Raw genomic sequence first — 25,277 nt, 5'->3', positions numbered from 1 at the left:
ATGTTGAAAAAATAATAAAAAAACCACGATTCGAAATCGTGGTTTTTATTATTATTCAAGAAAATCTTATTCTCTGTTTTTTACAAGGATCCAGCCGGAATATTTTATTGGTGTTTGCTTTTTATTAGGCTCATTCCAGCTAATATCAAACCAATAGTTTCCTGTAGATACTCTTTTACTTCCATTGGTTGTTCCATTCCATTTATAGCCATTGGTTTTATCTCCCTGATGGATTTTAGCACCATACCTGTCATAGATATTGAATGTTAAATTTGGTTTGTATGATAATGACGAATAATCAATTACATCATTTACACCATCATCATTTGGTGTAATTACATTAACCAGGTTTGGAATAGTAACGGAAACAAAAATAGGATCACAGTCATAGGCGTCTTTAACATATACAACAGCATCTCCACGTGGAATATTATTAAATACATTAGAGTCCTGCCAGTTTATGTTATCAATAGAATATTTATAAGGAGGAGTGCCTCCTATAGCATATACTGTTATGGCATTGCTCGTTATGTCAACATTAGAAATAACAGGTTGCTCTGCGGGATATACATTAACCGTTTGTGTTGTTGTACATTCACCCGTTTTTAATTGGACAGAATAAGTACCGACTCCCACGTTAGTAATAGACTGTGTAGTAGCTCCTGTACTCCATAGATAAGAAGCAAATCCGGGGCCTGCATCAAGTGTGGTTTTATCTTCCATACAGATGATTTTATCAACCAGTACTGTAGATTTTACAGGTGCCAGAACAGTCAGGGTAACTTCCGCAACTCTGTAACATCCATTGGCATTGCTTACTTTAATATACACAACTCCGGTTGGTGCAATGTAGGTAGTAGGATTTGTAATTTCATTTGTCCCATTTACTGCATCAGTAGGTGATGGGTAATATTTTTTTGTAGTTCCAGCCTGTGTGGTTACTGCAGCCAAAGTAAGATTAAATAGTCCGGTTGACGGATTTTGCTCCAGGAAGCAGGCTCTCAATGCTGCATTGGTAACAGTTGGCGTTGAAGAAACTGTTAAGTTTAACGTTACCTGTTCGCAATCAATAAATTCCGGGGCATTTCCACAGAATTTATATACAATAGTATCCGGACCAAAGTATCCGAAATTCGGAACATAAGTGATAACACCGGTTACAGGATCAATTGTTGCTGTTCCATTCGCTGGTGGAGTTACAATGGTTACCGTTCCCGGAACATAAGTTTGGGTTGAATTTGTAAATTCAGGGACAATCGCCTGGTATCCCTCACACATGATTAGAGATTTTGTAGATTGTTCAAGGCAAGAGAATACTTTGTATACAGGTGTTGTAGCAGGAGGGCAGCTTCCTACGGTAATTCTTACGGTATAATTTCCCGCCTGAGTTGGAGTGTAAGAGTTGGAAGTTGCACCCGGAATTGGATTTCCGTTTAGAGACCATTGGTAGGTTTCAAAACTGTCGTCTACCTCTAAAACTATTCCTGGAATACAGTCTCCTGTTTGCTTCGCGATTACAGGGATTGATGAGAATCCTGCGAAGTATCCGCCATAACCCGCCGTGCTATATCCACCGTTGATTCCGGCAGTTACGGCTTTTGTTGATGTAATGGTAACATTTCCTGTAATTCCTTGTATACCATATGTTACCCATTGTGTATTTCCTGTAAGAGGAAATGGTCCCTGTGCTGCGGTTGGAGTAGCACCATTTACAGTAACTGCTGCACCGGCTTCAGTTAAAATATTAAGTTTTAAGTTAACGGTACCTGTATAGGTTGGCATTTCCTGAATTTTCCCGATTTCATCTATTTTTCGGGGAAGGAAACAATTTAAAGGGGGGATGTAATTGTAACCTCCCGTATTATTGGCAGAGCCGGCACCAATTAATTGGTACAAATAAACATTTTTTGTAGTACGGATATAGATATTAGAGTGACCGCCCGCTTGAGTAGCATAGTCATTGGCCATAATTCTGTAATAGTCTCCCTCGTTGATGGTAGCAACTGGAGTTGTTCCCGCATTAAGATAAATTTCAGTATTGTTTTCTGTGGCAATTATAATTCCTCCTTCCATATTGTTCTGGCTTGTGGAAATACTTTTTACCATGGCAAACTCATTCCCAAGTCTGTTCGTTGGTACGGACTGGTCCATAATTAAATCCGAACCATCAGCAGATGTTGTTGTTGCATAAAACCCATTTGAATTACCATTGGTAACGGATATAGGCTTATCAGCAACAATTTTTGCTCCAATAAATCCCGTCTGGTTAGCAACGGTATTTCCAAGTCCGGCAAGAATATAGGATTGTCCCTTGTTTAATGTCGTCGTAAGTGATAGTGGAGGAGTGGTATTATTAATGAATTGTATATTGGGATCATATCCTGAAATGGTAACGGTAGTATTATCTTCTGTTGCCATTATTCCCGTTGTGAAGTTATTAGATGTGGAACTAACAGTCATAGGAGTCGCTGCGGCATAAAATTGAGTTCCAATTCCAGCTTTCCCCTTAGAAGTAACAATTTCTCCGTGAGAAATATTATATATTCTTAAAGAAGCGAAATAAGGCTTGTCTCCTTTGGTATAAACTCCAAGATTTGTGGGAACGGCAGCACTTGAAGAGCTTGTTGTTCTGATGTATTGAGCACCCAAAGTAAAGGATTGTGGGCTGTTTTTACTGATAGTAACGGTCCCGATTAATGCATTATTACTATAAATTTTGACATCAAAAGGAGTGACAGAGTCAGTAGAAAAGTAAAGCCCGTGTGCGTAGTTTGTAGCTGACGAAGATGAGCTATCAAAATAAGGAGCAAACCAGTGGTCTGTATCTCTTTGTGCAAAAAGGCAATTATAGGATAATAAACATAGGAATAAACTAAGTAAAAATCTTTTCATAGATATGGGAATTTAGGATTGTTGCAAAAATAGGAGATTATTTGATATATCATCAAGTAATTTAAAAAAAATGCAATAAAATAATAAAAAGAAACCACAATTCTAAGATCGTGGTTTGGAAATATTGTCAAATTTAATTTCTGTTTTTTACCAAAATCCAACCCGTATATTTTACAGGTGTTTTTTCTTTGTTGGATTCATTCCAGTTAATGTGATACCAGTAAGTTCCTGTGGAAATTTTTTTGCCTAAATGTTTTCCATCCCATTTGTAATTATTGAATTTATCGCCGGTGAATATTTTATTTCCGTACCTGTCATAGATAACTAGAATAAGATTCTCTTTATATGACAAGGCACTATAGTCAATATAATCATTATGTCCATCATCATTAGGAGTTATGGCATTAATAAGATTGACAACTGTAATCTCTACAGAAATCGGTTTACAATTATTGGCATCTTTTACATAGAATGTATGTTGACCTCTGGAAAGGTTGGTAAATACATTTGAATCCTGCCAGTTTGATGTTCCATCTACGGAATATTTGTAAGGTGGTGTACCACCAGTTACAATAACAGTTGCCGTATTGTTAGAGATTTCAATCTGAGTAATTACAGGATCCTGAGTTTTGATAACCTTTACAATCTGTGTAACAAAGCATCCGTCTTTTCCAAGAATAACGGTATATTCACCAACTCCTACTCCCTCTATGGATTGTGTAGTGGCACCCGTGCTCCATTGATATGAATCGTAACCAGGGCCTGCATCAAGATTGGTTCTAGAATCAATACAAATATATTTATCAAGCAGAGTAGAAGATTTCTTAATAGGTTTTGCAATTAGTGTAATTTTTGCAATTCCTGTACATCCTTCATTACTTGTAATTTTAACATACACAACTCCTCCTGTGGATTCGTAATTTTGTGGATTTGTGATCTGATTGGTATTAGCGTTCAGGTCAGCTAAAGTGGGGTAGTATTTTTTTGTTACTAAATTGAAGTCAATAACGTTTGCTGTTGTTAAATCAAAATAAGCTTTGTCTTCATATTGACAAGCTTCAAGGGTGGCATCTTTTACGATAAAAGGGACAACTGTCAGATTTATAGTTACTGTTTCGCAGTCGATGAATTCCGGAGCATTTCCACAGAAAGTATAAACGATTACATCTGGTCCAAAATATCCCGGCGCAGGATTGTAAGTAATTATTCCTGTAGAAGGATTTAGGATTGCTGTTCCGTGAATAGGTGCTGTTAAAATTGATACAGTACTCGGAACAGGTGTCTGTGTAGAGCTTGAAAAGGTTGGGGTTATAATTTTAGTGGCACATATATTTATACTGGTTGTTGTATTTTTCATACAGGTAAAAACCTTATAAATTGGAGTTGTTACCGGACAGCTTCCCATTGTTACTTTTACAGTGTAGTTTCCTGATTGTACTGGAGTATAGGTGCTATTTACAGCTCCGGGAATGGCGACTCCATTTAAATACCATTGATAAGTTTCATATCCATCGTCAACTTCCAAAACAATACCAGGGACACACTCACCGCTTTTTTTCGTAATTACCGGGACAGATGAAAATCCTGCGAAGTATCCTCCATAACCTGCAGTGCTATATCCTCCATTAATTCCTGCAGTTACCGCTTTTGTAGATGTGATGGACACATTTCCTGTAATCCCTTCAATGGCATAGGTTTGCCATTGGGTATTGCCCGTCAAAGGGTAAGGTCCTTGTGAAGGAGTTGGGGCGACTCCATTGACAAGGACGGCTGCACCTGTCTCAGTGAGAATATTCAATTTCAGTGTTATTGGACTGTTTATATTAGGCATTTGGTTAATATTTCCAATTTCATCTATCTTCCTGGGCAGAAAACAGTTGAGTGGTGGAATGTAATTAAATCCACAGGTCGCGTTGCTGTCTCCTACAGCTACAAATTGATATAAATATACTTTTTTAGATGTGGAGATAAACATATTGGAATGTGTTCCTGCTCCGGTTTGTGTGACATAATTGGATTCATTAATTCTATACCACTGTCCCGCATTTATGGTAGATATTGGATTTGGAGAACCATTTAAAAATATATCAGTATTATCTTCTGTTGCAATAATAATCCCGCCTTCCATATTTTGAGATGGGGCTGTGGACCTAGTTTTGACCATGGCAAAAGTATTGCCAAGTCTTTCAATAGGAACAGATTGATCAAGAACAGGATCAGAGCCCCCCGAGCTGAGTATTCCGAAATTACCATTACAGCTTCCGTTAGTAAGAGCTACAGGCTTATCAGCTACAACCTTAGCACCTATAAAACCTGTAAGGTTGGCGCTGGAATTCCCGGAACCTGCAAATATAAATGATTGTCCTTTGTTTAATGTGAAAGTATGTGAATTTCCTGTAGGTGTTCCTCCATAAAAAGTAACGCCTGTGCTATTCCATGAGACAGTTACGGTTGTGTTATCTTCTGTAGCAAGAATTCCTGCTGTAAAATTATAAATTGCACTTATTGCGCTATTTGGACTGGATGCTATGAAAAATTCTTTGCCAATACCTGCTTTCCCTTTACTGGTGATAATTTCACCATGTGCGCTTTGTGCCATTCTTAAGCTGCAGTAAAAGCGTTTATCACCTTTAAGATATAATCCTTTATTAATTACTTTAAATCCATCAGCTATATTAGTTGCAAGTATTACATTGTTATTTAGAGTGAATGTTTGTGGATTTCCTTTGCTGATTATAGCTGTTCCAATTATAGAATTGTTGTTATAGATTTTAACTTCAAATGGGATTACTGAATCTGTTGATAGGTATAAGGCATTAGTATATCCTTCAATAGTACTGTAATAAGGCGCTATCCAGTGGTCTGTATCCCTCTGGGCAAAGAGTGTATTAATTATAAAAAGAACCAGAACTAGACTAAAGAAATATTTTTTCATGGTATTGGGAATTATAATTTTATACAAAAATAGTAGATTATTTGATATGTTTTAATAATAATCTATTACAACAATAAAAAACCACGATTAATTAATCGTGGTCTAATTATTTAATAATTATTTAATGTTAATTTCTATTTTTTACTAAAATCCAACCCGTATATTTTATAGGTGTTTTTTCTTTGTTGGATTCATTCCAGTTAATGTGATACCAGTAAGTTCCTGTCACTATCTTTTTATCGAAATGTCTTCCATCCCATTTGTAATTGTTGAATTTGTCGCCGGTGAATATTTTATTTCCGTACCTGTCATAGATGACAAAGCTAAGATTCTCTTTATAACCCAGTTCACTGTAATCAATATAATCGTTGATATTGTCGCCGTTTGGAGTTATTGCGTTGATTAAGTTAGGAACCGTAATTTCAACAGAAATAGGGGTGCAATTATTGGCATCTTTTACATAGAATGTATGTTGCCCTCTGGAAAGGTTAGTAAATACATTTGAATCCTGCCAGTTTGATGTTCCGTCTACGGAATATTTGTAAGGTGGTGTACCACCAGTTACAATAACAGTTGCCGTATTGTTAGAGATTTCAATCTGAGTAATTACAGGATCCTGAGTTTTGATAACCTTTACAATCTGTGTAACAAAGCATCCGTCTTTTCCAAGAATAACGGTGTATTCACCAACTCCTACTCCCTCTATGGATTGTGTAGTGGCACCCGTGCTCCATTGATATGAATCGTAACCAGGGCCTGCATCAAGATTGGTTCTAGAATCAATACAAATATATTTATCAAGCAGAGTAGGAGATTTCTTAATAGGTTTTGCAATTAGTGTAATTTTTGCAATTCCTGTACATCCTTCATTACTTGTAATTTTAACATAAACAACTCCTCCCGCAGAACCATAGTGTTGAGGCTCTGTGATCTGATTGGTATTAGCGTTCAGGTCAGCTAAAGTGGGGTAGTATTTTTTTGTTACTAAATTGAAGTCAATAACATTGGCTGTTGTTAAATCAAAATAAGCTTTGTCTTCATATTGACATGCTTCCAGGGTGGCATCCTTTACGATAAAAGGGACAACTGTCAGATTTACAGTTACTGTTTCGCAGTCGATGAATTCCGGAGCATTTCCACAGAAAGTATAAACGATTACATCTGGTCCTAAATATCCCGGTGCAGGATTATAAGTTATTATTCCTGTCGAAGGGTTTAGGACTGCTGTTCCGTGAGTAGGTGCTGTTAAAATGGATACAGTACTCGGTACAGGTGTCTGTGTAGAGCTTGAAAAGGTTGGGGTTATAATTTTAGTAGCACAAGCATTTATACTGGTTGTTGTATTTTTCATACAATTGAAAACCTTATAAATAGGCGTTGTTACAGGAGGGCATGTTCCCATACCAACTTTCACGGTATAATTTCCTGCCTGGGTAGGCGTGTAAGTATTGGTAGTAGCGCCAGGAATGGCAACCCCATTTAAATACCATTGATAGGTTTCATATCCATCGTCAACTTCCAAAACAATACCAGGGACACACTCCCCTGTCTTTTTACTGATTACTGGGACTGATGAAAATCCTGCAAAGTAACCTCCATATCCTGCGGAGCTATATCCGCCATTAATTCCTGCAGTTACAGCTTTTGTAGATGTGATGGATACATTTCCTGTAATCCCTTCAATGGCATAGGTTTGCCATTGGGTATTTCCTGTCAATGGATAAGGTCCTTGTGCGGCCGTTGGAGCGACTCCGTTCACTAAAACAGCTGCTCCTGTCTCTGTTAAAATGTTTAGCTTTAATGTAATCCCACTTGAAATACCCGGCATCTGATTGATGTTTCCAATTTCATCAATCTTTCTGGGCAGGAAACAGTTTAGAGGTGGGATGTAATTAAATCCACAGGTAGCATTACTATCTCCTACAGCTACAAATTGATATAAATATACTTTTTTGGATGTGGAAATAAACATATTGGAATGTGTTCCCGCTCCGGTTTGTGTTACATAACTTGTTTCGTTGATTCTATACCATTGTCCTGCATTGATTGTTGCTACAGCAGTAGGAGAGCCATTTAAAAATATATCTGTATTATCTTCTGTGGCTATGATGATTCCGCCTTCCATATTTTGAGAAGGGGCTGTGGACCTAGTTTTGACCATGGCAAAAGTATTACCCAGCCTTTCTACTGGGACAGACTGGTCGAGAACAGGGTCAGAACCTCCGGATCCTAATATCCCGAAATTTCCATTGCAGCTACCATTGGTTAATGTAACGGGTTTGTCGGAGACAACTTTAGCACCGATAAATCCGGTAAGATTTGGGCTGGAATTCCCGGAACCTGCAAATATAAATGATTGTCCTTTGTTTAATGTGAAAGTATGTGAATTTCCTGTAGGTGTTCCTCCATAAAAAGTAACGCCTGTGCCATTCCATGAGACAGTTACGGTTGTGTTATCTTCTGTAGCAAGAATTCCTGCGGTAAAATTGTATAGTGAACTTGTTGAAGTGTTAGGGCTGGATGCTACGAAAAATTCTTTACCAATACCCGCTTTTCCTTTACTGGTGATGATTTCACCATGTACGCTTTGTGCTAATCTTAAACTACAATAAAAAGGCTTGTCCCCTTTAAGGTATAGTCCTTTACTTGTTGCAGTAAAAGCATTTGCCGTAGTGTTGGCCATTATGAGGGCATTGTCCGTGATGGTATAGACCTGTGGGCTCCCTTTGCTGATTGTAACAGTGGTAACCACGGCATTATTATTATAAATTTGTACATCAAAGGGAGTGACCGAATCCGTAGATAAATATAATGCATTGGTATATCCTCCAACGGTATCATAATAAGGGGCTATCCAGTGCTCAGTATCTCTTTGTGCGAAAAATAGGTTAATTGTAAAAAAGAACAGTAATAAACTGAGTAGAAATCTTTTCATAAACTTGGGAATTAGGATTTCTACAAATTTAAAATAATATTTGATATATCATTAATAAATTACGGGCTAAAATAAAAAATAATTCATAATTATATGTCAAAATCTTTTGAGTGTATGAAAATTATAATCGTAAAAAGAATAATTTTTACCATGGCGATTTTAAGTTCAAAAATAATAGTAAGAGCATAAAAAAATCCCGATGAATTTTCATCGGGATTTTATTTATCTTAAGAAGACAAGATTAGTTAAGACTTACTCTTACAAATCCTGTAACTTTTAAATCTCCATTAACAGATTTTACATAGTCTGCAACAGATTGGCTTCCATCTTTAATAAATGCTTGGTGAACCAAAGTGTTTTCTTTGTAGAATTTCTGCATTTTACCTTTAAGGATATTGTCGATAATGTTTTCAGGCTTACCTTCTTTAGTAAGAAGTTCTCTTTCGATTTCTAATTCCTTGTCAATAGTTTCTTGAGAAACTCTTGTTTCGTCAAGAGCGATAGGGTTCATTGCAGCAACCTGCATAGAAACAGCTTTAGCAGCTTCATCAGCTCCTTCTACTTTAGAACAAAGAGATGTAATTGCAGCGATTTTGTTTCCAGCGTGGATATAAGCTCCTAAGAAAGGACCTTCTAGTCTTTCAAAAGCACCGATCTCAATTTTTTCACCAATAACTCCTGTTTGCTCGATAAGTTTTTCAGCAACAGTAATTCCGTGGAAGTCTGTAGCTAGAAGTTCTTCTTTAGTTGCAGCAAAAATTGCCATTTCAGCTAACTCATAAGCTAACTCGATGAACGCTTCGTTTTTAGCAACAAAGTCAGTCTCACAATTTAAAGAAATAACAGCACCTAAAGTGTTATCTTCATTTACTCTTGCAATAACAACTCCTTCAGTAGATTCTCTGTCAGCTCTGTTAGCCGCAACTTTTTGTCCTTTTTTTCTAAGGATATCTACTGCTTTTTCGAAATCTCCTTCAGCTTCAACTAAAGCTTTTTTGCAGTCCATCATACCTGCACCTGTTTGGTTTCTCAATTTTGCTACGTCTGCAGCAGCTGGTGTATAAGACATAATATCTATTATTTTTTTTATTAAGAATTAGTTTTGATTTTTTAGTTTATTTTTGAGCAGTGCAAAGATAATGATTTTAATGACAAACTAAAAATTGACTTTTCACGTTATTTATTTGTTAATAATTTTAAAATGCTTAGTTAATGAAAAAAATATTTCTCCTTATATTTTTATGCATTTTTACACTTGGCTTTTCTCAGAAGAAGAAAAGGGCCAAATCTAAAGCTGTTGTGGAAAAAGAGACTTTGATAATATATACTGAACAGGATGCTGAAAGTTCAAAGGAGGCAAGAGTAATAGCCGGATTTTTAAAACAAAACCCGAATCATGCAAAAACAGATTACTTTAAAAGGAAGCTGATAGAAATAATTATGGCTGATAATTCTCCGGAGGCAAAACCAACTATTAAGCCTATTAGTAAAGAAAAAATAGAAAAAATTGTTAAAAATAATGAATTGAACAGTGGCAAAACACTAGCCGTAAATTCAGCATCTGCACCTTCTGAAACAAAAGTAAATTATGCCAGCGTAAGCGGAAGCAAAAAATCAGAACCAAGTGAAGAGAATAAAAGGACAGCTGCTATGCTTACTCATCTTTTTAGCAATGATACTAATTTAAAAGAGGCATACATCAATATTAAAAATAGATCGAACTGTAATTTGATTGTAAAGATCAGTGGGAAAAAATATTACAATCTAAGTGTTCCTGCAAAAGGGCAGAATTTTATTTTAATAGATAAGGGAGAATATGTTTTGACAACAATGGTTTGTGATGCAAAATATTCTTCCATAAAAAAGATCAGCAAAGATATTGAGATTGAGCTGAATGTTTCTGAATAAAAAATTGAATGATCAATATAGAATAAAAAAACGGTTAAGAATTTCTTAACCGTTTTTATTTTTATCCTTTAAATTGCCCCATGGCAATGAATTTTTCTTGACGTTGAGTTTCAAGTTCCTGTCCTGTAAACTTAGAGAAAGCTTTTATGTTTTGCAAAATTGAACTTTTCAAATTCAAATATGCTGTTTCAGGATCGTAGTGTGCTCCTCCCAGAGGTTCTTCGATAATCCCATCAATGAATTTTTCTCTTAATGCATCTTGCGGGGTAAGATTTAATGCATTCGCTGCATCTTCCTTGTGATCCCAGTTTCTCCACAATATAGAAGAACAACTTTCGGGTGCAATTACAGTATACCATGTGTTTTCCAGCATATATACTTTATTTCCAACACCTATTCCTAATGCTCCACCGCTAGCTCCTTCACCAATAATGTAAGTGAATATCGGAGTTTTAAGCTGAACCATTTCAAAAATGTTTCGGGCAATAGCTTCACCTTGTCCACGTTCTTCTGCTTCTAATCCAGGATATGCTCCAGGTGTGTCCACTAAAGTTACAACCGGGATGCGGAATTTTTCAGCTAATTTCATTAGTCTAAGAGCTTTTCTATATCCTTCAGGATTTGGCATCCCAAATCTTCTGTGCTGTCTTTCTTTGGTTGTTCTCCCTTTTTGGGTTCCGATGATCATTACTTTGTGACCATCCAGAGTAGCTAAGCCTCCAACCAATGCCGGATCATCTGCAAAATTTCTGTCTCCGTGAAGCTCCAGAAAACTACCCTTGTCTGCAATACCATTGATATGATCCAATGCATAAGGACGATCAGGGTGACGGGATAGTTGTACTCTTTGCCAAGGAGTAAGGTTTCCATAGATCTCTTTTTTCTTCTCTATGATCTTATCCTCAATTTGACTACATGCTAATTTTACATCAACACCACTTTCTTCTCCTACTAAAGAACATGTTTGGTATTGGTCCATTAATTCTTTTATAGGAAGTTCGAAACTTAAATATTCCATTCTTGAAGTAAATTATATCGTTCAAATTTATGAAAAATTATGAAACTCTATTTAAAATTATTAATAGCATTGTCTATTCTTACTATAGTTTCTTCTTTTCCAAGCAGTTCCATGATATCCGGGACATCCGGCCCTTTCAATTCTCCTACAAGAGCGAGACGTAAAGGCATCATTACTTTGCCCATTCCAAGGCCCTTGTTATCTGCAAAATCATGTACCATCTGCTTCAATGTTTCTGCATTGAATGTTTCTGTTTTTTCTAAAACAAAAGAGAGTTCACTTAAAATGGTTGTAGTGTCTTCATTCCACGCTTTCTTTGATGCTTTTTCATCATAGGAAGTAGGAGCTTCAAAGAAGAATTTTCCATTTTCATAAATGTCTTTTGGAAATGTTGCCCTTTCCTTCATAAGATGGATAATTCTGATTAGTTTATCATCAGAAATGTGGGATAAATCAAGATCTGTACTTTTTAAAATGTCAAGAAGTTCTTTATCAGACTTTAACTGAATATATTGATGGTTGAACCACTCCGCTTTCTCTTTACTGAATCTCGCACCTGCTTTATGAACTTTATGAAGATCAAATTCTTTTATCATTTCTTTCAATGGAAGAATTTCCTTATCATCTGCAGGGGACCATCCTAAGAGAGCGACCATATTAATAAATGCATCCGGAAGATATCCGTTTTCTCTGTAACCTTTGGAGATATTTCCGGTTTCGGGATCTTTGAAATCTAACGGAAATACAGGAAATCCGAATTTATCACCATCTCTTTTGCTAAGTTTGCCTTTTCCTTCTGGTTTTAAAATAAGTGAAAGATGAGCAAATTGTGGAGCTTCCCATTGCATTGCTTCATATAATAAAGTATGTAAGCCCAAAGAAGGTAACCATTCTTCTCCACGAATAACATGAGTTATTTTCATCTCATGGTCGTCGATTACATTGGCAAAGTGATAAGTGGGCATTCCATCATTTTTAACCAAAACTTTATCATCTAAAGTATTGGTATTTACAGATGATTTACCACGGATAATATCCTCAAGATTTAAAATTCTGTCGACAGGCATTTTAAATCTCACCACGTAAGGTGTTTTTTCATCCAAAAGTTTTTGTACTTCTTCTTCGGATAATGCAAGGCTGTTTCTCAGGCGATTTCTTGTTTTGTTATCATAAGAAAAAACATCTCCTTTAGTTTCGTATTCTGCACGGATAGCATCCAGTTCTTCAGGAGTGTCAAAAGCCATATATGCATAATCCGTTTTTAAGATCTGCTCGGTATACCTGTCGTAAATTTCTCTTCTTTCAGATTGACGATAAGGAGCGTATTTTCCTCCTTTTTTAGGACTTTCATCTGGAATGATTCCACACCATTCTAAAGCTTCTTCAATATATTCTTCAGCACCTTCTACATATCTTGCTGTATCTGTATCTTCAATTCTCAATACAAACTCGCCACCTTGATTTTTAGCGAAAAGATAATCATATAATGCGGTTCTTACACCTCCCAAATGCAAAGGTCCTGTAGGACTTGGAGCAAAACGTACTCTTACTTTCTCCATTATCAATTTTAATTTTGTGCAAATTTACTTAAAAATATATTTTTTAGAAGCTAACAATGATGGTTTATTTATAATAACTAATTTTGTCTTGTTCTATAATTAAAAAGAGCAAATCAGAAAATGATTTGCTCTTTTTAATTTACCAGGTAAAATTACTTGCTCCTTCCAGACTATATTCAGCACCATTTACTGTAGTTGTAAATGTTCCTCCTATACGTGCACTTTTTGGAGCCCATCCATAATCTGTTTTTTGACCTGTATTTCGTATTACACTTCCATAATCAGATAAGAAACCTAACGTTTCATGATGATAAATTGATGCTCCAAAAAAATCGGCTCTTGAATCTAGACTGGGTCTCATAGAGCTTGGATATGTTGTCCATTGTCCATTGATTTGTACATTAGATCCAATTTGTGTAAAATTACGATAAAAAGTAGTTCCTAAATCATCTTTATGCTTTTCAATTCCAACGTGCCATGTGATAGAATATGCTCCATTAGTAAGAAGTATACCCTCTTTTACTGACACAACTCCAATATATTTTCCTGTAGGATCATTGGTTTTTGTTAGCTTACTTATGTCTAAGGTAATTGCGTCTTCGTAATTAACAGTTGGTTCAACTGTGTATATCGACTTTCTTAGAAATTTTGAGTAAGAAGTAAATAATTTTTCTGATTTTTCTTTGTCAATTAATACTAACGAGTTGATCTCATCAGCCAGGTTTTGGATACTTGTAAAATGAAATTCTTGTCGTTCTTTATAGATGGACTTTAATTTTTGTTCATGAAAAAAAATAGCATTTTTCTCAATGTTCTGAGATGCCTGGCTATTGATAAAGTTTTTAAATTCTACTAAGACTTTTTTTTCTTCAACATTTCTGAATGATTGAATTTTGTTTGCTAAATTTCCATTTACCTCGGATGTGGTTACCGAATCTATGTTTTCAGAAGCATCTCTACATGAGGAGATACTTAAGAGTATAGAAAATGTAAAAGCAAGAGTGCTCAGTTTCAGTAATTTCTTTTTCATATGCTTAATTTAATTTTAAAGGCGCAAAGATAATAGAATAATCTACATATCACTAATTTGGGATAAAATCAATAAATAGCCATTCTTGAATGTAAATATTTATTTAAATCAAATAAATTTAAAATTATGTTTAATGTAAGAAGAGGTAGTGATTTAATATTTTAAAGTAATTTAAGGTGCTGCAAATAATAATTAAGCTAGAAATAGATAATAACGCTAAAAAATAAAGAAATTTAGATCCTGATGATAATTACAAGTTCTCTATGTGTTATTTTTTTAAATGTATTTTTGTAGTCCAAAAACATTGAAAGTTATACAATGAAAAAAGCGATCTGTCTTTTTATAGTAGGAGAAAAATATCAGAAAATATTTAATAAAAGTAAAACTCAGTTTGAGAAGTACGCACAAAAATGCGGTGCAGATTTAATTATTCTTGACAAACCTCTGGATGAAGACTTTTATCGCTCATTATTATCACAAAAATTACTTATACCTTCCAAAACAATGCATTATGATATCGTTTTGTTTCTGGATCTTGATATTGCGATATCAGAAAAAGCTCCATCTGTATTTGAATATCTTCCTGAGAATAAATATTTTGGAGCAGTACTTGATCCACGCGGAACAGAGGAATTTAATAAAACCTGGGGACATATTTCAAGAATATTGGAGGAAACCACTGAAATGTATTTTACAGATAGGTATTTTGATACTCATCCTTTATTAAAGGGAAGTATTAACGGAGGAGTATTTATTTTCCGTCCAAAAAAAGTGGCAGATATATTTAAAGACTATTACTTTTCAGAGCATAATCAGGGAGAATTAAATAGTTTTGAGGAAACTCCCTTCGCATATATATCCCAGGTCAATGGGTGGTTTGAAGCATTACCAGCTGAATTTAATGTTCAGGTCTTATACAAGATAAAAGGAACTAGTGAAGGAAATCAAATTGAAGCCTTTGAAAAAAATGTTCCAAAGTTCATAAAAAAGTACTTTTGTAAAAAAAATGGATACTGTATCTTCCCTACAAAAAAATATAAAAAATTTGTAAGAAAAGTTATTGCTGAAAATTATTTTGTTCACTTTGCAGGTAATTATCCGATAATTTATAATTAATGATATGAGAGTTATTAACCAAATTTTAAAAAAAATCGTAAGTATTTCTTACGGGATAACAGTGAACAATGAAGCTGATGAAATTGTCAGACTTTTAAATGCTTTACTGCCAGCAATAAATAAAAATGATGAAGTTATTGTATTGCAGGATATAACCAATAAAAATCAAAAAGTTAGTGACATTCTTGATAAGTATGGGAATAAAATTATCCGGATCGAAGCACGTCTGGACGGTGATTTTGCAACCTTTAAAAATAATCTGATAAAAGTTGCAAGGAAAGACTATTTATTTCAAATAGATGCGGATGAGATTCCTGAACCTTCTCTTATGATAAAAATAAAGCCCTATCTTTTTAAAAAGAGAAAAAAAGACGTTTTCATGGTCCCTAGAATAAATATTGTTCATGGAATTACCGATGAGCACATAGAACGCTGGAATTGGCTGGTCAATGACAAGGGGTATATTAATTTTCCGGATTATCAGCATCGTATTTTTAAACTTAACAGAGGAATCAAATGGGAAAATAAGGTGCACGAAAAACTATGCAATTATAAAAAAATAGCAGGTCTTCCAGCTTCTGATTATTCAATGTGTTTGCTGCATATTAAAGAGATTAAACGACAGGAGCAGCAAAACTCTTTTTACGATACCATTGTATAGATATTCTTATGAGTATAAAAGTAATTTTAGATGCTGATGTTATAGCAGATTTTTATAAAGATAACAGGACCGGAATCTTTAGGGTCACTTTGGCTTTTTTTCGGGAATTAAGTAAGAATAGCACAATAGAAACGTTTTACTCTCATTTAAGTGTGTTGAACAATGAAACAAGTACAAAAGAAATAAATGATTTTTTTTCTGACCATTCCATATCAATAAAAGAAGCCAATCAAAGATATAGGAGGGTATTTTTACCATTCAGGAAAGAAAAGCTTTTCCGTCATTTTTATAATAGGAGAGGTATTTACAATTATAAGAATGTGCATCTTGAAGAGATTTTTAGAAAAGCTGAAATTTTTCACTCTTTCTATTACCCGATCAATAATGAAATAAGGAAGTATGGAAATTTAAAAAAGATTGTTACCGTTCATGATTTAATACCTATTTTATTTCCGGAACTGCACTTTAATGCAACTCTTATAGAAAAAATTATAGAAAGTATAGGAGAAGATGGATATGCTATTTGTGTCTCTGAAAATACGAAAAAAGATTTACTCAACTATGCTCCTCATATCAATCCTGACCATGTCTTTGTTAATTTATTAGCAGCTTCTGAATCTCTATTTTATGTGTGTAAAGATGTTGATAAATTTAATTCAATAAAGGAAAAGTATAATCTTCCTGAAAAATATTTTTTAAGTGTAGGAACTTTGGAACCTCGTAAAAATGTTGATTTTGTAATCCGTAATTTTATCAGGGTTATTAAAGAAAATGATATTAACGATTTAGGATTAGTACTGGTAGGTGCAAAAGGATGGGATTATGATAAAATTTTCGATGAGTACAATAATGCAAAGGAACTAAAAGATAAAATTATAATTACAGGAAGAGTTCCTGATGAAGATCTGGCCAGCTTATACAGCCATGCACATTCTTTTTATTATATGTCTTTTTATGAAGGTTTTGGTTTGCCTCCTTTAGAAGCTATGCAATGTGGTGTGGCAACGGTGACTTCTAATACTTCATCTTTACCGGAGGTTGTGGGAGATGCTGGAATTATGCTGAGCCCAGACGATGATGAATTACTATATCAAACTATGCTGGATTTATATGTAAATGAAAATGTAAGAAAAGAATATGCTAAAAAGGGACTGGAGCGTTCTAAACTGTTTTCATGGAAAAAAAGTTCAGATGAACTTGTTGCTATTTATCAACAGATTATTAACCTTTGATTGTGACTTCATGATAGAATACCAGCTTTAATCTGAAAAGGAAATCAAAACAAATGTTTCCTTTTTGAGGAAACATTTGTCAAGTGGTTTATTTAAGAAGCTCAAAAATTTCATCTTTCTGAGCCTCGATCGAAAATGGATAGATTGCTTTTTCCGAATTATTATGTAAAGTATTCCAGGTATTTTTATCACTGCATATCTTAATGATATTATCCGCAAACTTCTGATAATCATCATTTCCTGCAATCATTGCCGTTACTCCATCTTTCAAAAACATTCCCTCAGCACCTATTTCTGTCGTGAGTACAGGTAAAGTATATTCGAGGGCCTGTCCTATTTTTCCTTTTACACCGGCTCCGAATCTTAAAGGAGATACCGATGCAAAACAATTTTCATAGTATGGGATGATATTTTCCACAAAACCGGCTACTTCAAATTTATTAGAATTCATATCTATAATGGATTGTGGTGCCTCAGATCCGATTATCGTAATTTTCAGATCAGGTAAAGCTTTCCAAACCAATGGCATGATCTTGTGATAGAGAATCTCTACGGCATCTACATTTGGATCGTGTAAAAATGTACCGATGAAGAATATACCATTTCGTTTTTCAAAAGGTGGCATATCTTCCGGTTTAACTTTGAGATTATGAACATTACTGACAGTAAATAATTTGGATTCATCTACAAAAGCAGTCATAAACTCCTTTTCCTTATCACTTATTACCGCAATCTTGTCTGCTTTTTTACACAGTTCAGTTTCAATATATTTATAGTGAACAAGTTCCTTAGCTCTGTTTTTATCATATTTAATTTCAAGGCCTCTTTCCATTCTTAGATAATGAATGTCTACCATATCATAAATTATTTTGGCTTTTGGCGCTTCCTTTCTGAAAAATTCCAGATAATATTCAAAAAGTTCAGGTCTATGACACCACACAAAATCAAGCTTAGGAAGAAGATTGTTGATGAAATGCTTTTTTCCTTTCATGATTCCGTATTTTCCTATAAACGGAGTATAGACAATTACATTATGATCATTCAGGTTTTTAATGTATTTTTTTGATTCTACCTTTGGAATTGCTTTTCTCCAATCCATTAAATAGACATTATAATGTTTGGCTAAAAATTTGGCAATCTCGGTGATTCGATTCGAAGCGGAATCTTTATCAAAAGTAGGAATCTGACTATCTACAATAAGGACATTTTTTTTATTCTCATCAGGAATAATGTTCTTTTCGGATAAAGGATAATGGTTCTTGAGATAGATATAATTTTTTATTTTTCTTTTAATGCCCATTACTTTATAATTTGAATATCTTTTGTGTAAAACTCTTAACGGTATATTTATTGAGAATATCCTGTGGAATTTCCACATAATCAAGCTTTAGAAAATCCTTGATTACTTCTGTATCTAAATTACTACTATCGATTATTAACATATTATTAGGATGATAAAAATCGTATTTTTTTACTTCTGAATTTGTCGTAATCAGTTTTTTACGGTATCCTAAACTTTCAAAGGTTCTGAAAGAAAGTCCCTTCTGGTCATGTCTTTGTATATCTATCATTGCCTTGGATTGGGAGATAAGTTTCTTAGTTTCACTAAGTGTCAAGTATTCTGTTATAGAGTTTAAATGCGGATACGTTAATTTTTCATACCAAAATAAAACAAAATTAATAGAAAACCCTGCATCAAATAATGTTTTTGATACTTTGTCAATTTCCTCTATTCTTGAATCATAAGACGATATATTAAAAATATCGTATTTAGTTGGTTGATTTTCAATTACTTCATCGTGAATGAAATTTGAGGTTTCTATAAATTGGTGTCGATCAATGTCTTCTCTGTCATAGGAATAAATCTCATCAAAAAAGTGTGATATTTGTAATTGTCGGGGGTATTTTTTACAACTATCATAATAATAAGCAATGAAGCTTTTTGTCTTCTTTTTCAATTCTTTTAATAGAGAATCTTCTAGCATATCAGGTCGGATCACAAAAATAATATCCTGAACTTCGGTGATTTGATTTATTACTTGTCGATTAAAGTATTTTTTTTTGATATTAGTCCCAAACAATTTTGTAATACCATTCCATATTTTCACAAAAATATTAGGATAAGAATACTTTATCGTATCGGTTTTAATATCTGTAACTATTATGGATGCATCCGACTGAAGCTCTTCAACAACAAAATCAATATAACCATATGCAAAGGGATAGATTAAAGTAATTTTTTTCTTTGAAGTCATTTCGTAAATATTTCTTTTAGCTTCTCTTCAAATGAAATTTCTTCATTAATAACCATTTTTTTGTAGGGTTCGAAATGAGGAATATGTTTAGGATAGTTTTCCAGAACATCTTTTATTTTTGCAATAATATCTGGAATTTTGTTTTCATTGAAAGTGAATTTATATTCATCCGGAATCATAAGATCTTCATAATAAGCAGATGAACCATTCTTTCCTGAAATAATACAGCAATCCTGCGAAACAGATTCTCTTAACATTTTGTCTCTTCCCGGATTTTCCCCAAAATCAACATACAGTAAAGATTTTTCCATAAGATCTTTAATCTGGCTTGCATTCATATTTTGAACTGGAACCCAAATCAGATCTGGTGAACTTTTAATTAATTGTGCGATTTCTTTTTTTCCTTTACGTGGATTGTATAGGATTTTTTTATTGTTGAGATCTTTTATAATAGGCTTCTTGTTTTTTAAGAAGCTGGGATTGATATAGTCACATACAAAATCAATCTGATTATCGGGAATTCCATGTTCTTTAATATAAACCGACGAACGATAAGATTGAGCCCACTGGAAAACATTAGGTAGCTTCTCAAAATGATATTCTTTGTCAGCTTGTCTATAGAAAAGCCTTGTAAATATACTTTGCTTTCTTATTCTATAGTCCATTAATATTTTATAAAAATCTACGCTCAACCACCAGATTATCTTCTGACTTAGCGGATATTCTTTTATCAAAAAGGTCATCGATTCGGGAACGATAAGAATATTTTCCGGATGATCTTCAATCTGTTCTATCTCAGTAGTCTGATAAATAGAGTAATTAGAAGGTTTTGCATTTTTCCGTTTTGGAATATAATGCATAAAAACATGTTTAACCTGTAGTTGATAGAGTTTATCTGCAAGCTGATGTAATGCCTCAGGACCTCCTGTAACACTGTTGGGTGGACAAAATATGATGATTTTAGACTGATCAGTAAGTGTAATCATTGGTTTATAGTTGAAATAATTTTTTAAGCCAGTTTAAAAACACGATCAACCCAGCTATCAATTGTGTAAAAGTAATAAATATTGTCTGGAATCTTCTCGTACGGCTGTTCAAAAAATTGGGTATTCAGATTACTGCAGGTTTCATCTAGAACTAGGATGTTGTTGGGATTATAAAAATCGTAGTCTTTAATAGCTACGTTGTCGGTAATGATTTTCTTTTCGAGTGCCATTGCTTCAAAAACCCTGAAACTTAATCCGTGTTGGTTTTCCCGTGTAAGATCGAGTAGGGCTTTCGAGTTTTTATAATATCCCGGAAGATCCTGATGGGAAATTTTCTTGATACTAAAGATAATGGATAAGCTTTCCGGCACTGTAATAAATAAATTCTTTAGTTGATTTTTCCAGCTTTTCTTACCGATAATCATAATTTGAAATTTTAAATTCAAAGCGATTAACTTCTTCGTAAGTAACTTAATAAAAGAGACTCTTTTATTATCGTAGGATGTAATATAGAAAAGATCCATTTCCGGATTCTGCTCCTCCGAAGAATGGTGATCCAGATAAATATAATTGGTCAGCTTTTCAAAAGCGTGTTTTTTAACATCAATAATATCAAATGAAAAAATTTTATCAAAAAGCTTAAGTTTTTCAATTTCAACAGGGAGCCTTTCAAGGCTATCGTATAAATAAGTAATAAGTCTTTTGCTGTATGCCTTAATTTCCTGAAGAGTAGATATATCAAATGTGTCAGGATTTAGAACCAAAATTTGATCCTGAGGGCCTAATGCTGCAAGCGAATCGATAACAAACTGTTGTCTTTTCTCCGTTTTCAGGTTCTTATTTAAAAAAACCTTACTGATGGCATTAGTTGCTCTCTCCTGAAAGTTTGAATGCGTAACGTTTCCGATTTTAATATGATGTGCATCAATACCCTTTTTACATAGTGTATCTACAATATGTTTGTCGTAGCCCCAAAAATCATAACTAATTACACAAATCTTCATTCAACTATTTTTGTTCCTTTTTTAATGATTCATACGTTTCATACGTGCTTAACGCCTGCAAATATGAAAGCTGATAACCTTCTTTTCCATCTAATATTCCTAACCGCAAAATGTATGCCTTGAAAAACTTGAACGCTGTTTTGGAATATTGTGTTATTAGATTAAATTTTTTTCCTTTATTTGATAGTTCCTGTCCTTTCAGAATTCCATAATGAATCATTTTATTTTTATAAGACTCATAATCTGAAACGGAAAAATGAAGTAGTTTATTCTTCAATTCTCCAATTGTTCCGGAAACATCTAATGTTTCATGTACTTTTTTTTCTGAAATATATCTCGCCTTTGACTTTCTGAACAATCTGAAGTTCTTGTCAGTCTGGGTTCCTGAATAATGAATAGGTTTCCCTGCAAAGAAGAATTTTCTGTAAAAATAATAAGCATCTTTTTTGTCCGGTTTTTCAAGTTCATTAATTATTTCAGCTTTAAGATCCGGGGTAATTCTTTCATCACCATCCAGAAATAGGACCCAATCATTTTTAGCCTGATCCAGAGCTATGTTTCTTTGTTTAGTAAAATCTTCAAATTTGTTTTGGATGATTTTTACATTAGGATTAGCTTTAGCAATATCTAAGGTTTTATCGGTGCTAAAAGAATCTACAATTATAATTTCATCACAAAAATCAAAACATTCAAGGACTTCCTGTATATTTTTTTCCTCGTTATATGTTATGATTAAGCCGCTTATATTTATCATAACCATTTAGATGTTTGAAAACCATTAAAGTTAGGTCTTCTAAAACAGTTTTAATTTTCCAAAGATAAGTTTTAATTTGAATTTTTCTATGGAGTCATCCCCTTTTATATCTATTCTACATAGCTCATATTTCTTAGATGGATAGTAATTTACTCTGTTTCCAATTCTTACGGCGAAATTAATTCCCAACTTTTTTAAGGTAAAAAAAAGCTTTTTCTTATCCTCACCTTTCTTTGGGTATTTTCCATAAGGATAAGCAAGGACCTTTTTATACCGAATATGATGGTCATTGAGAATTTGCATGTTTGTTTCAAGATCCTTTTCGATTTCTTCTGGTGTTAATGTTCTCAGATTTTCATGAGCATGAGTATGCAAGGCAATCTCAAAATAATTCGGATCAAGAGTTCTGATATCTTCAAAAGTCATCATGGGATAATCTTTGTATCCCTCCTGAATAAATTTTGTAGGAATAAATATAACAGCTTTTAAGTTGTATTTTTCCAATAGGGAAGGGAGATAGTCGAAATTATTTTTATAACCATCATCGAAGGTTAATATAATGCTATTCCTAGTCGGAATGTTGATTTCCGAAAAGAATTTAGAAGTGTAATTTTTGTCTTTCAGATATTTAAACTGACGCTCAAGATTATCAAGGCTTACCATGAGGTCATCTGTACTTTTTTCTCCTATCTGGTGGTACATGAGGATAATCAATCTGTTTTCAGTGAAGAAAATGAGATAGAGTCTGAAATGTATCACTAAGAATACCAATATAACAGATATAATAATTAGGGATAACATCATACGGCTTTCTTGTGGTATTTTTTTTCAAGTTCTTCTAATTTTATTTTTTCACGAAGTTTAATGTACTTGAGAAATGTATAATAAGACATGGTTTTAGCGATATAATATCCGGCAAACCCATCCAGGAAGCCCAATTTAAAGATAAAAACTTTTATAAATTCGAAAACAGGGCTTACGATAACCTTAAAACGCTTGATTCTTTTTCCTTTTTCAAACATTTTCTCGGCCATCATATCAGAATATTTATTGATTTTTGATACATGGCAATGTATACTTCTGTAGGTATAGTGATCTAGCTTGCCATCGAGATTTCCTGCTTTTTTATCAGAGATTAGATATTCATGTACTTTATCATCTGAATATTTTGCCGAATCCTTCCTGAACAATCTTTCTCGGGATACAGTTCCCCAGCCTCCATACCTTATCAAATGAGTCCCTAGGTGGTTATTAAATTTCGCCTTATAAATATGATATTCAGGATTATTTAACGACGTTACATGCCTGATAGAATTTCTTAGTTCCGTATCAGGGATTTCATCAGCGTCCAGAAATAAAATCCATTCACCAGAACATAATGAAAGGGCATGGTTTTTCTGTTCACCATACCCGTTAAATTTCTTTTCAAAAAACTTGACCTCGGGATATTGTTGAAGAACAATTTCTTTTGTGCGATCAGTTGAATAGCTATCGACGATTATAATTTCATCGACGATATTATAAAGGGAATCTAAAAGCCTTGCAATGTTATGCTCTTCATTATAAGTAATGACAGCCAGAGTAAGAGACATTATTTAAACTCGAGAATCGTTTTTTTAATGATTTCTATACAATCAAGTAACTGCTCCTCTGTAATGACCAAAGGTGGTGCTAATCTGATGATATTTCCATGAGTAGGCTTGGCAAGCAGTCCGTTTTCTTTTAATTTCAAACACAGGTTCCACGCTGTAGAACTGTCAGGAGTATCATTGATTAGAATCGCATTTAACAATCCTTTACCTCGTACTTTAGTAATAAGGTCAGATTTTTCAATTAATTTTTGGATCTCATTTCTGAAAAGCTGTCCTAATTGTTCGGCTCTTTCAGATAAGTTCTCATCTGCTACAACATCTAAAGCTGCTACGGCTACTGCACAGGCTATTGGATTTCCTCCAAATGTTGAACCGTGCTGTCCGGGTTTAATAACGTTCATGATTTCATTGTTAGCAAGAACAGCAGATACAGGATACATTCCTCCGGAAAGTGCTTTCCCTAAAATCAGGATATCTGGCTGCACATTTTCATGGTAACAGGCAATCAGTTTCCCGGTTCTTGCAATACCTGTCTGTACTTCGTCCGCAATAAAAAGAACATTATGTTTTTTACACAGCTCAGAAGCTCCTTTAAGAAAGCCCTCATCCGGAACATACACTCCGGCTTCACCCTGAATGGGTTCAACTAAAAATGCGGCAATATTTTCTGCTTCATTGTTTAATACTTCTTCCAGAGCTGAAAGATCATTATATGCGATTTTAATAAAACCCGGGGTAAAAGGCCCATAATTTTGATTCGCATCCGGATCGTTAGAAAATGAAACAATAGTAGTTGTTCTACCATGGAAATTATTTTCGCAAACAATTATTTTCGCTGCATTTTCTGAAATACCTTTAACTTCATAACTCCATTTTCTGGCAAGTTTCACTGCTGTTTCTACTGCTTCAGCACCAGAGTTCATGGGTAACACTTTATCAAAACCAAATAAAGTAGTAATCTTCTTTTCGTACTCTCCTAATTTTGAATTGTAAAAAGCTCTTGAGGTAAGGGCAAGCTTTTTAGCCTGATTTACTAAAGCATCTACGATTTTTGGATGGGAGTGGCCCTGGTTTACGGCAGAATAAGCTGAAAGAAAATCATAATATTTCCTGCCTTCTACATCCCATACAAATACACCTTCTCCTCGGTCTAAAACTACGGGAAGAGGATGGTAATTATGTGCTCCATGCTTGTCTTCAAGGTCGATAAAATACTGTGAATTTTTTTCTGTTTCTACTGTTGACATATTCTTTTGGTTTTGTACAAAGTTAATAATTATAATGTTGGATTGATCAGTGATATGTTTATTTTTAATTTTGAATTTCAGGAAGGGGGTAGTTTCTGAACTCTTCCTATATTTTATAAATAAAAATCCGCCTTTTACAAAGCGGAATATTAT

At 34.1% G+C, this 25,277-nt stretch carries 19 protein-coding genes; 4 read left to right on the top strand and 15 right to left on the bottom strand.

Annotated elements, in window-relative coordinates; all coding sequences use genetic code 11:
• Positions 1 to 66 precede the first annotated feature (66 nt).
• The 4 genes from ACNFU2_RS11955 to tsf form a co-directional block, all read right to left on the bottom strand.
• Complete coding sequence (locus ACNFU2_RS11955) at positions 67 to 2,892, bottom strand: T9SS type B sorting domain-containing protein (protein ID WP_306614899.1); 2,826 nt, start codon at positions 2,890 to 2,892, stop codon at positions 67 to 69.
• A gap of 133 nt (positions 2,893 to 3,025) precedes the next feature.
• Positions 3,026 to 5,827, bottom strand: coding sequence for a T9SS type B sorting domain-containing protein (locus ACNFU2_RS11950; protein ID WP_306614901.1), 2,802 nt, complete (start codon positions 5,825 to 5,827; stop codon positions 3,026 to 3,028).
• A gap of 127 nt (positions 5,828 to 5,954) precedes the next feature.
• Positions 5,955 to 8,762, bottom strand: coding sequence for a gliding motility-associated C-terminal domain-containing protein (locus tag ACNFU2_RS11945; RefSeq protein WP_306614903.1), 2,808 nt, complete (start codon positions 8,760 to 8,762; stop codon positions 5,955 to 5,957).
• Positions 8,763 to 9,003: 241 nt separating this feature from the next.
• Entirely contained in the window at positions 9,004 to 9,831 is an 828-nt protein-coding gene (gene tsf, locus ACNFU2_RS11940) for a translation elongation factor Ts (protein WP_418121837.1), read from the bottom strand.
• Positions 9,832 to 9,974: 143 nt separating this feature from the next.
• Between tsf and ACNFU2_RS11935 the strand changes: the two genes are divergently transcribed.
• Positions 9,975 to 10,670 (top strand): DUF6759 domain-containing protein, encoded by a 696-nt coding sequence (locus ACNFU2_RS11935; RefSeq protein ID WP_172280878.1) that lies wholly within the window; start codon positions 9,975 to 9,977, stop codon positions 10,668 to 10,670.
• A 61-nt stretch (positions 10,671 to 10,731) separates the two neighbouring features.
• Here ACNFU2_RS11935 and ACNFU2_RS11930 read toward each other — a convergent pair whose 3' ends face one another.
• The 3 genes from ACNFU2_RS11930 to ACNFU2_RS11920 all read right to left on the bottom strand — a co-directional run bounded on the left by ACNFU2_RS11930 (position 10,732) and on the right by ACNFU2_RS11920 (position 14,277).
• A complete protein-coding gene (locus ACNFU2_RS11930; RefSeq protein ID WP_172280876.1) occupies positions 10,732 to 11,688 on the bottom strand; it encodes an acetyl-CoA carboxylase carboxyltransferase subunit alpha in 957 nt (318 codons plus the stop codon).
• Between the two features lie 47 nt (positions 11,689 to 11,735).
• On the bottom strand, positions 11,736 to 13,247 hold the full coding sequence (gene gltX, locus ACNFU2_RS11925; protein ID WP_418121834.1) for a glutamate--tRNA ligase: 1,512 nt from the start codon (positions 13,245 to 13,247) through the stop codon (positions 11,736 to 11,738).
• A 139-nt stretch (positions 13,248 to 13,386) separates the two neighbouring features.
• Complete coding sequence (locus ACNFU2_RS11920; protein ID WP_418121832.1) at positions 13,387 to 14,277, bottom strand: hypothetical protein; 891 nt, start codon at positions 14,275 to 14,277, stop codon at positions 13,387 to 13,389.
• Positions 14,278 to 14,595: 318 nt separating this feature from the next.
• Between ACNFU2_RS11920 and ACNFU2_RS11915 the strand changes: the two genes are divergently transcribed.
• From ACNFU2_RS11915 to ACNFU2_RS11905, 3 genes are read left to right on the top strand one after another with little or no spacing between them, the layout of a single operon-like run.
• Entirely contained in the window at positions 14,596 to 15,393 is a 798-nt protein-coding gene (locus tag ACNFU2_RS11915; RefSeq protein ID WP_418121830.1) for a hypothetical protein, read from the top strand.
• Between the two features lie 4 nt (positions 15,394 to 15,397).
• Complete coding sequence (locus ACNFU2_RS11910; protein WP_418121828.1) at positions 15,398 to 16,054, top strand: glycosyltransferase; 657 nt, start codon at positions 15,398 to 15,400, stop codon at positions 16,052 to 16,054.
• A gap of 8 nt (positions 16,055 to 16,062) precedes the next feature.
• On the top strand, positions 16,063 to 17,286 hold the full coding sequence (locus tag ACNFU2_RS11905) for a glycosyltransferase family 4 protein (protein ID WP_418121826.1): 1,224 nt from the start codon (positions 16,063 to 16,065) through the stop codon (positions 17,284 to 17,286).
• An 88-nt stretch (positions 17,287 to 17,374) separates the two neighbouring features.
• Here the strand turns inward: ACNFU2_RS11905 and ACNFU2_RS11900 are convergent, their stop codons facing one another.
• The 8 genes from ACNFU2_RS11900 to rocD form a co-directional block, all read right to left on the bottom strand.
• Positions 17,375 to 18,586 (bottom strand): glycosyltransferase, encoded by a 1,212-nt coding sequence (locus tag ACNFU2_RS11900; RefSeq protein ID WP_418121824.1) that lies wholly within the window; start codon positions 18,584 to 18,586, stop codon positions 17,375 to 17,377.
• Positions 18,587 to 18,590: 4 nt separating this feature from the next.
• Entirely contained in the window at positions 18,591 to 19,541 is a 951-nt protein-coding gene (locus ACNFU2_RS11895) for a hypothetical protein (protein ID WP_418121822.1), read from the bottom strand.
• Complete coding sequence (locus ACNFU2_RS11890) at positions 19,538 to 20,527, bottom strand: hypothetical protein (RefSeq protein ID WP_418121820.1); 990 nt, start codon at positions 20,525 to 20,527, stop codon at positions 19,538 to 19,540. The genes ACNFU2_RS11895 and ACNFU2_RS11890 overlap by 4 nt, the downstream gene beginning before the upstream one ends.
• Before the next feature lie 23 nt (positions 20,528 to 20,550).
• Positions 20,551 to 21,531 carry a glycosyltransferase family protein gene (locus tag ACNFU2_RS11885; RefSeq protein WP_418121818.1) on the bottom strand — a complete coding sequence of 327 codons (981 nt, stop codon included), beginning with the start codon at positions 21,529 to 21,531 and terminating at the stop codon, positions 20,551 to 20,553.
• Between the two features lie 4 nt (positions 21,532 to 21,535).
• Positions 21,536 to 22,285, bottom strand: a complete 750-nt coding sequence (locus ACNFU2_RS11880; protein WP_418121816.1) for a glycosyltransferase family 2 protein — start codon at positions 22,283 to 22,285, stop codon at positions 21,536 to 21,538.
• A gap of 39 nt (positions 22,286 to 22,324) precedes the next feature.
• Positions 22,325 to 22,987, bottom strand: coding sequence for a polysaccharide deacetylase family protein (locus tag ACNFU2_RS11875; protein ID WP_418121814.1), 663 nt, complete (start codon positions 22,985 to 22,987; stop codon positions 22,325 to 22,327).
• A 98-nt stretch (positions 22,988 to 23,085) separates the two neighbouring features.
• The gene (locus ACNFU2_RS11870) at positions 23,086 to 23,877 is read right to left on the bottom strand and encodes a glycosyltransferase family 2 protein (RefSeq protein WP_418121813.1); all 792 of its coding nucleotides are present in this window, start codon (positions 23,875 to 23,877) and stop codon (positions 23,086 to 23,088) included.
• Positions 23,877 to 25,124: an ornithine--oxo-acid transaminase gene (rocD, locus tag ACNFU2_RS11865; RefSeq protein WP_418121811.1), complete on the bottom strand. Its 1,248-nt coding sequence runs from the start codon at positions 25,122 to 25,124 to the stop codon at positions 23,877 to 23,879. Before rocD ends, ACNFU2_RS11870 begins: the two co-directional genes overlap by 1 nt.
• Positions 25,125 to 25,277 lie beyond the last annotated feature (153 nt).

It is taken from the genome of Chryseobacterium sp. PTM-20240506, from assembly GCF_048296755.1.
Lineage (GTDB): Bacteria > Bacteroidota > Bacteroidia > Flavobacteriales > Weeksellaceae > Chryseobacterium > Chryseobacterium proteolyticum.
Note: the sequence above shows the minus strand (reverse complement) of the source record. Positions and strands in the feature narration are given on the sequence as shown.

Bases quoted from the DNA above. Each gene is read 5' to 3' on its own strand.
- ACNFU2_RS11955 (WP_306614899.1), bottom strand. From the start codon at position 2,892: ATGAAAAGATTTTTACTTAGTTTATTCCTATGTTTATTATCCTATAAT.
- ACNFU2_RS11950 (WP_306614901.1), bottom strand. From the start codon at position 5,827: ATGAAAAAATATTTCTTTAGTCTAGTTCTGGTTCTTTTTATAATTAAT.
- ACNFU2_RS11945 (WP_306614903.1), bottom strand. From the start codon at position 8,762: ATGAAAAGATTTCTACTCAGTTTATTACTGTTCTTTTTTACAATTAAC.
- tsf (WP_418121837.1), bottom strand. From the start codon at position 9,831: ATGTCTTATACACCAGCTGCTGCAGACGTAGCAAAATTGAGAAACCAA.
- ACNFU2_RS11935 (WP_172280878.1), top strand. From the start codon at position 9,975: ATGAAAAAAATATTTCTCCTTATATTTTTATGCATTTTTACACTTGGC.
- ACNFU2_RS11930 (WP_172280876.1), bottom strand. From the start codon at position 11,688: ATGGAATATTTAAGTTTCGAACTTCCTATAAAAGAATTAATGGACCAA.
- gltX (WP_418121834.1), bottom strand. From the start codon at position 13,247: ATGGAGAAAGTAAGAGTACGTTTTGCTCCAAGTCCTACAGGACCTTTG.
- ACNFU2_RS11920 (WP_418121832.1), bottom strand. From the start codon at position 14,277: ATGAAAAAGAAATTACTGAAACTGAGCACTCTTGCTTTTACATTTTCT.
- ACNFU2_RS11915 (WP_418121830.1), top strand. From the start codon at position 14,596: ATGAAAAAAGCGATCTGTCTTTTTATAGTAGGAGAAAAATATCAGAAA.
- ACNFU2_RS11910 (WP_418121828.1), top strand. From the start codon at position 15,398: ATGAGAGTTATTAACCAAATTTTAAAAAAAATCGTAAGTATTTCTTAC.
- ACNFU2_RS11905 (WP_418121826.1), top strand. From the start codon at position 16,063: ATGAGTATAAAAGTAATTTTAGATGCTGATGTTATAGCAGATTTTTAT.
- ACNFU2_RS11900 (WP_418121824.1), bottom strand. From the start codon at position 18,586: ATGGGCATTAAAAGAAAAATAAAAAATTATATCTATCTCAAGAACCAT.
- ACNFU2_RS11895 (WP_418121822.1), bottom strand. From the start codon at position 19,541: ATGACTTCAAAGAAAAAAATTACTTTAATCTATCCCTTTGCATATGGT.
- ACNFU2_RS11890 (WP_418121820.1), bottom strand. From the start codon at position 20,527: ATGATTACACTTACTGATCAGTCTAAAATCATCATATTTTGTCCACCC.
- ACNFU2_RS11885 (WP_418121818.1), bottom strand. From the start codon at position 21,531: ATGAAGATTTGTGTAATTAGTTATGATTTTTGGGGCTACGACAAACAT.
- ACNFU2_RS11880 (WP_418121816.1), bottom strand. From the start codon at position 22,285: ATGATAAATATAAGCGGCTTAATCATAACATATAACGAGGAAAAAAAT.
- ACNFU2_RS11875 (WP_418121814.1), bottom strand. From the start codon at position 22,987: ATGTACCACCAGATAGGAGAAAAAAGTACAGATGACCTCATGGTAAGC.
- ACNFU2_RS11870 (WP_418121813.1), bottom strand. From the start codon at position 23,877: ATGTCTCTTACTCTGGCTGTCATTACTTATAATGAAGAGCATAACATT.
- rocD (WP_418121811.1), bottom strand. From the start codon at position 25,124: ATGTCAACAGTAGAAACAGAAAAAAATTCACAGTATTTTATCGACCTT.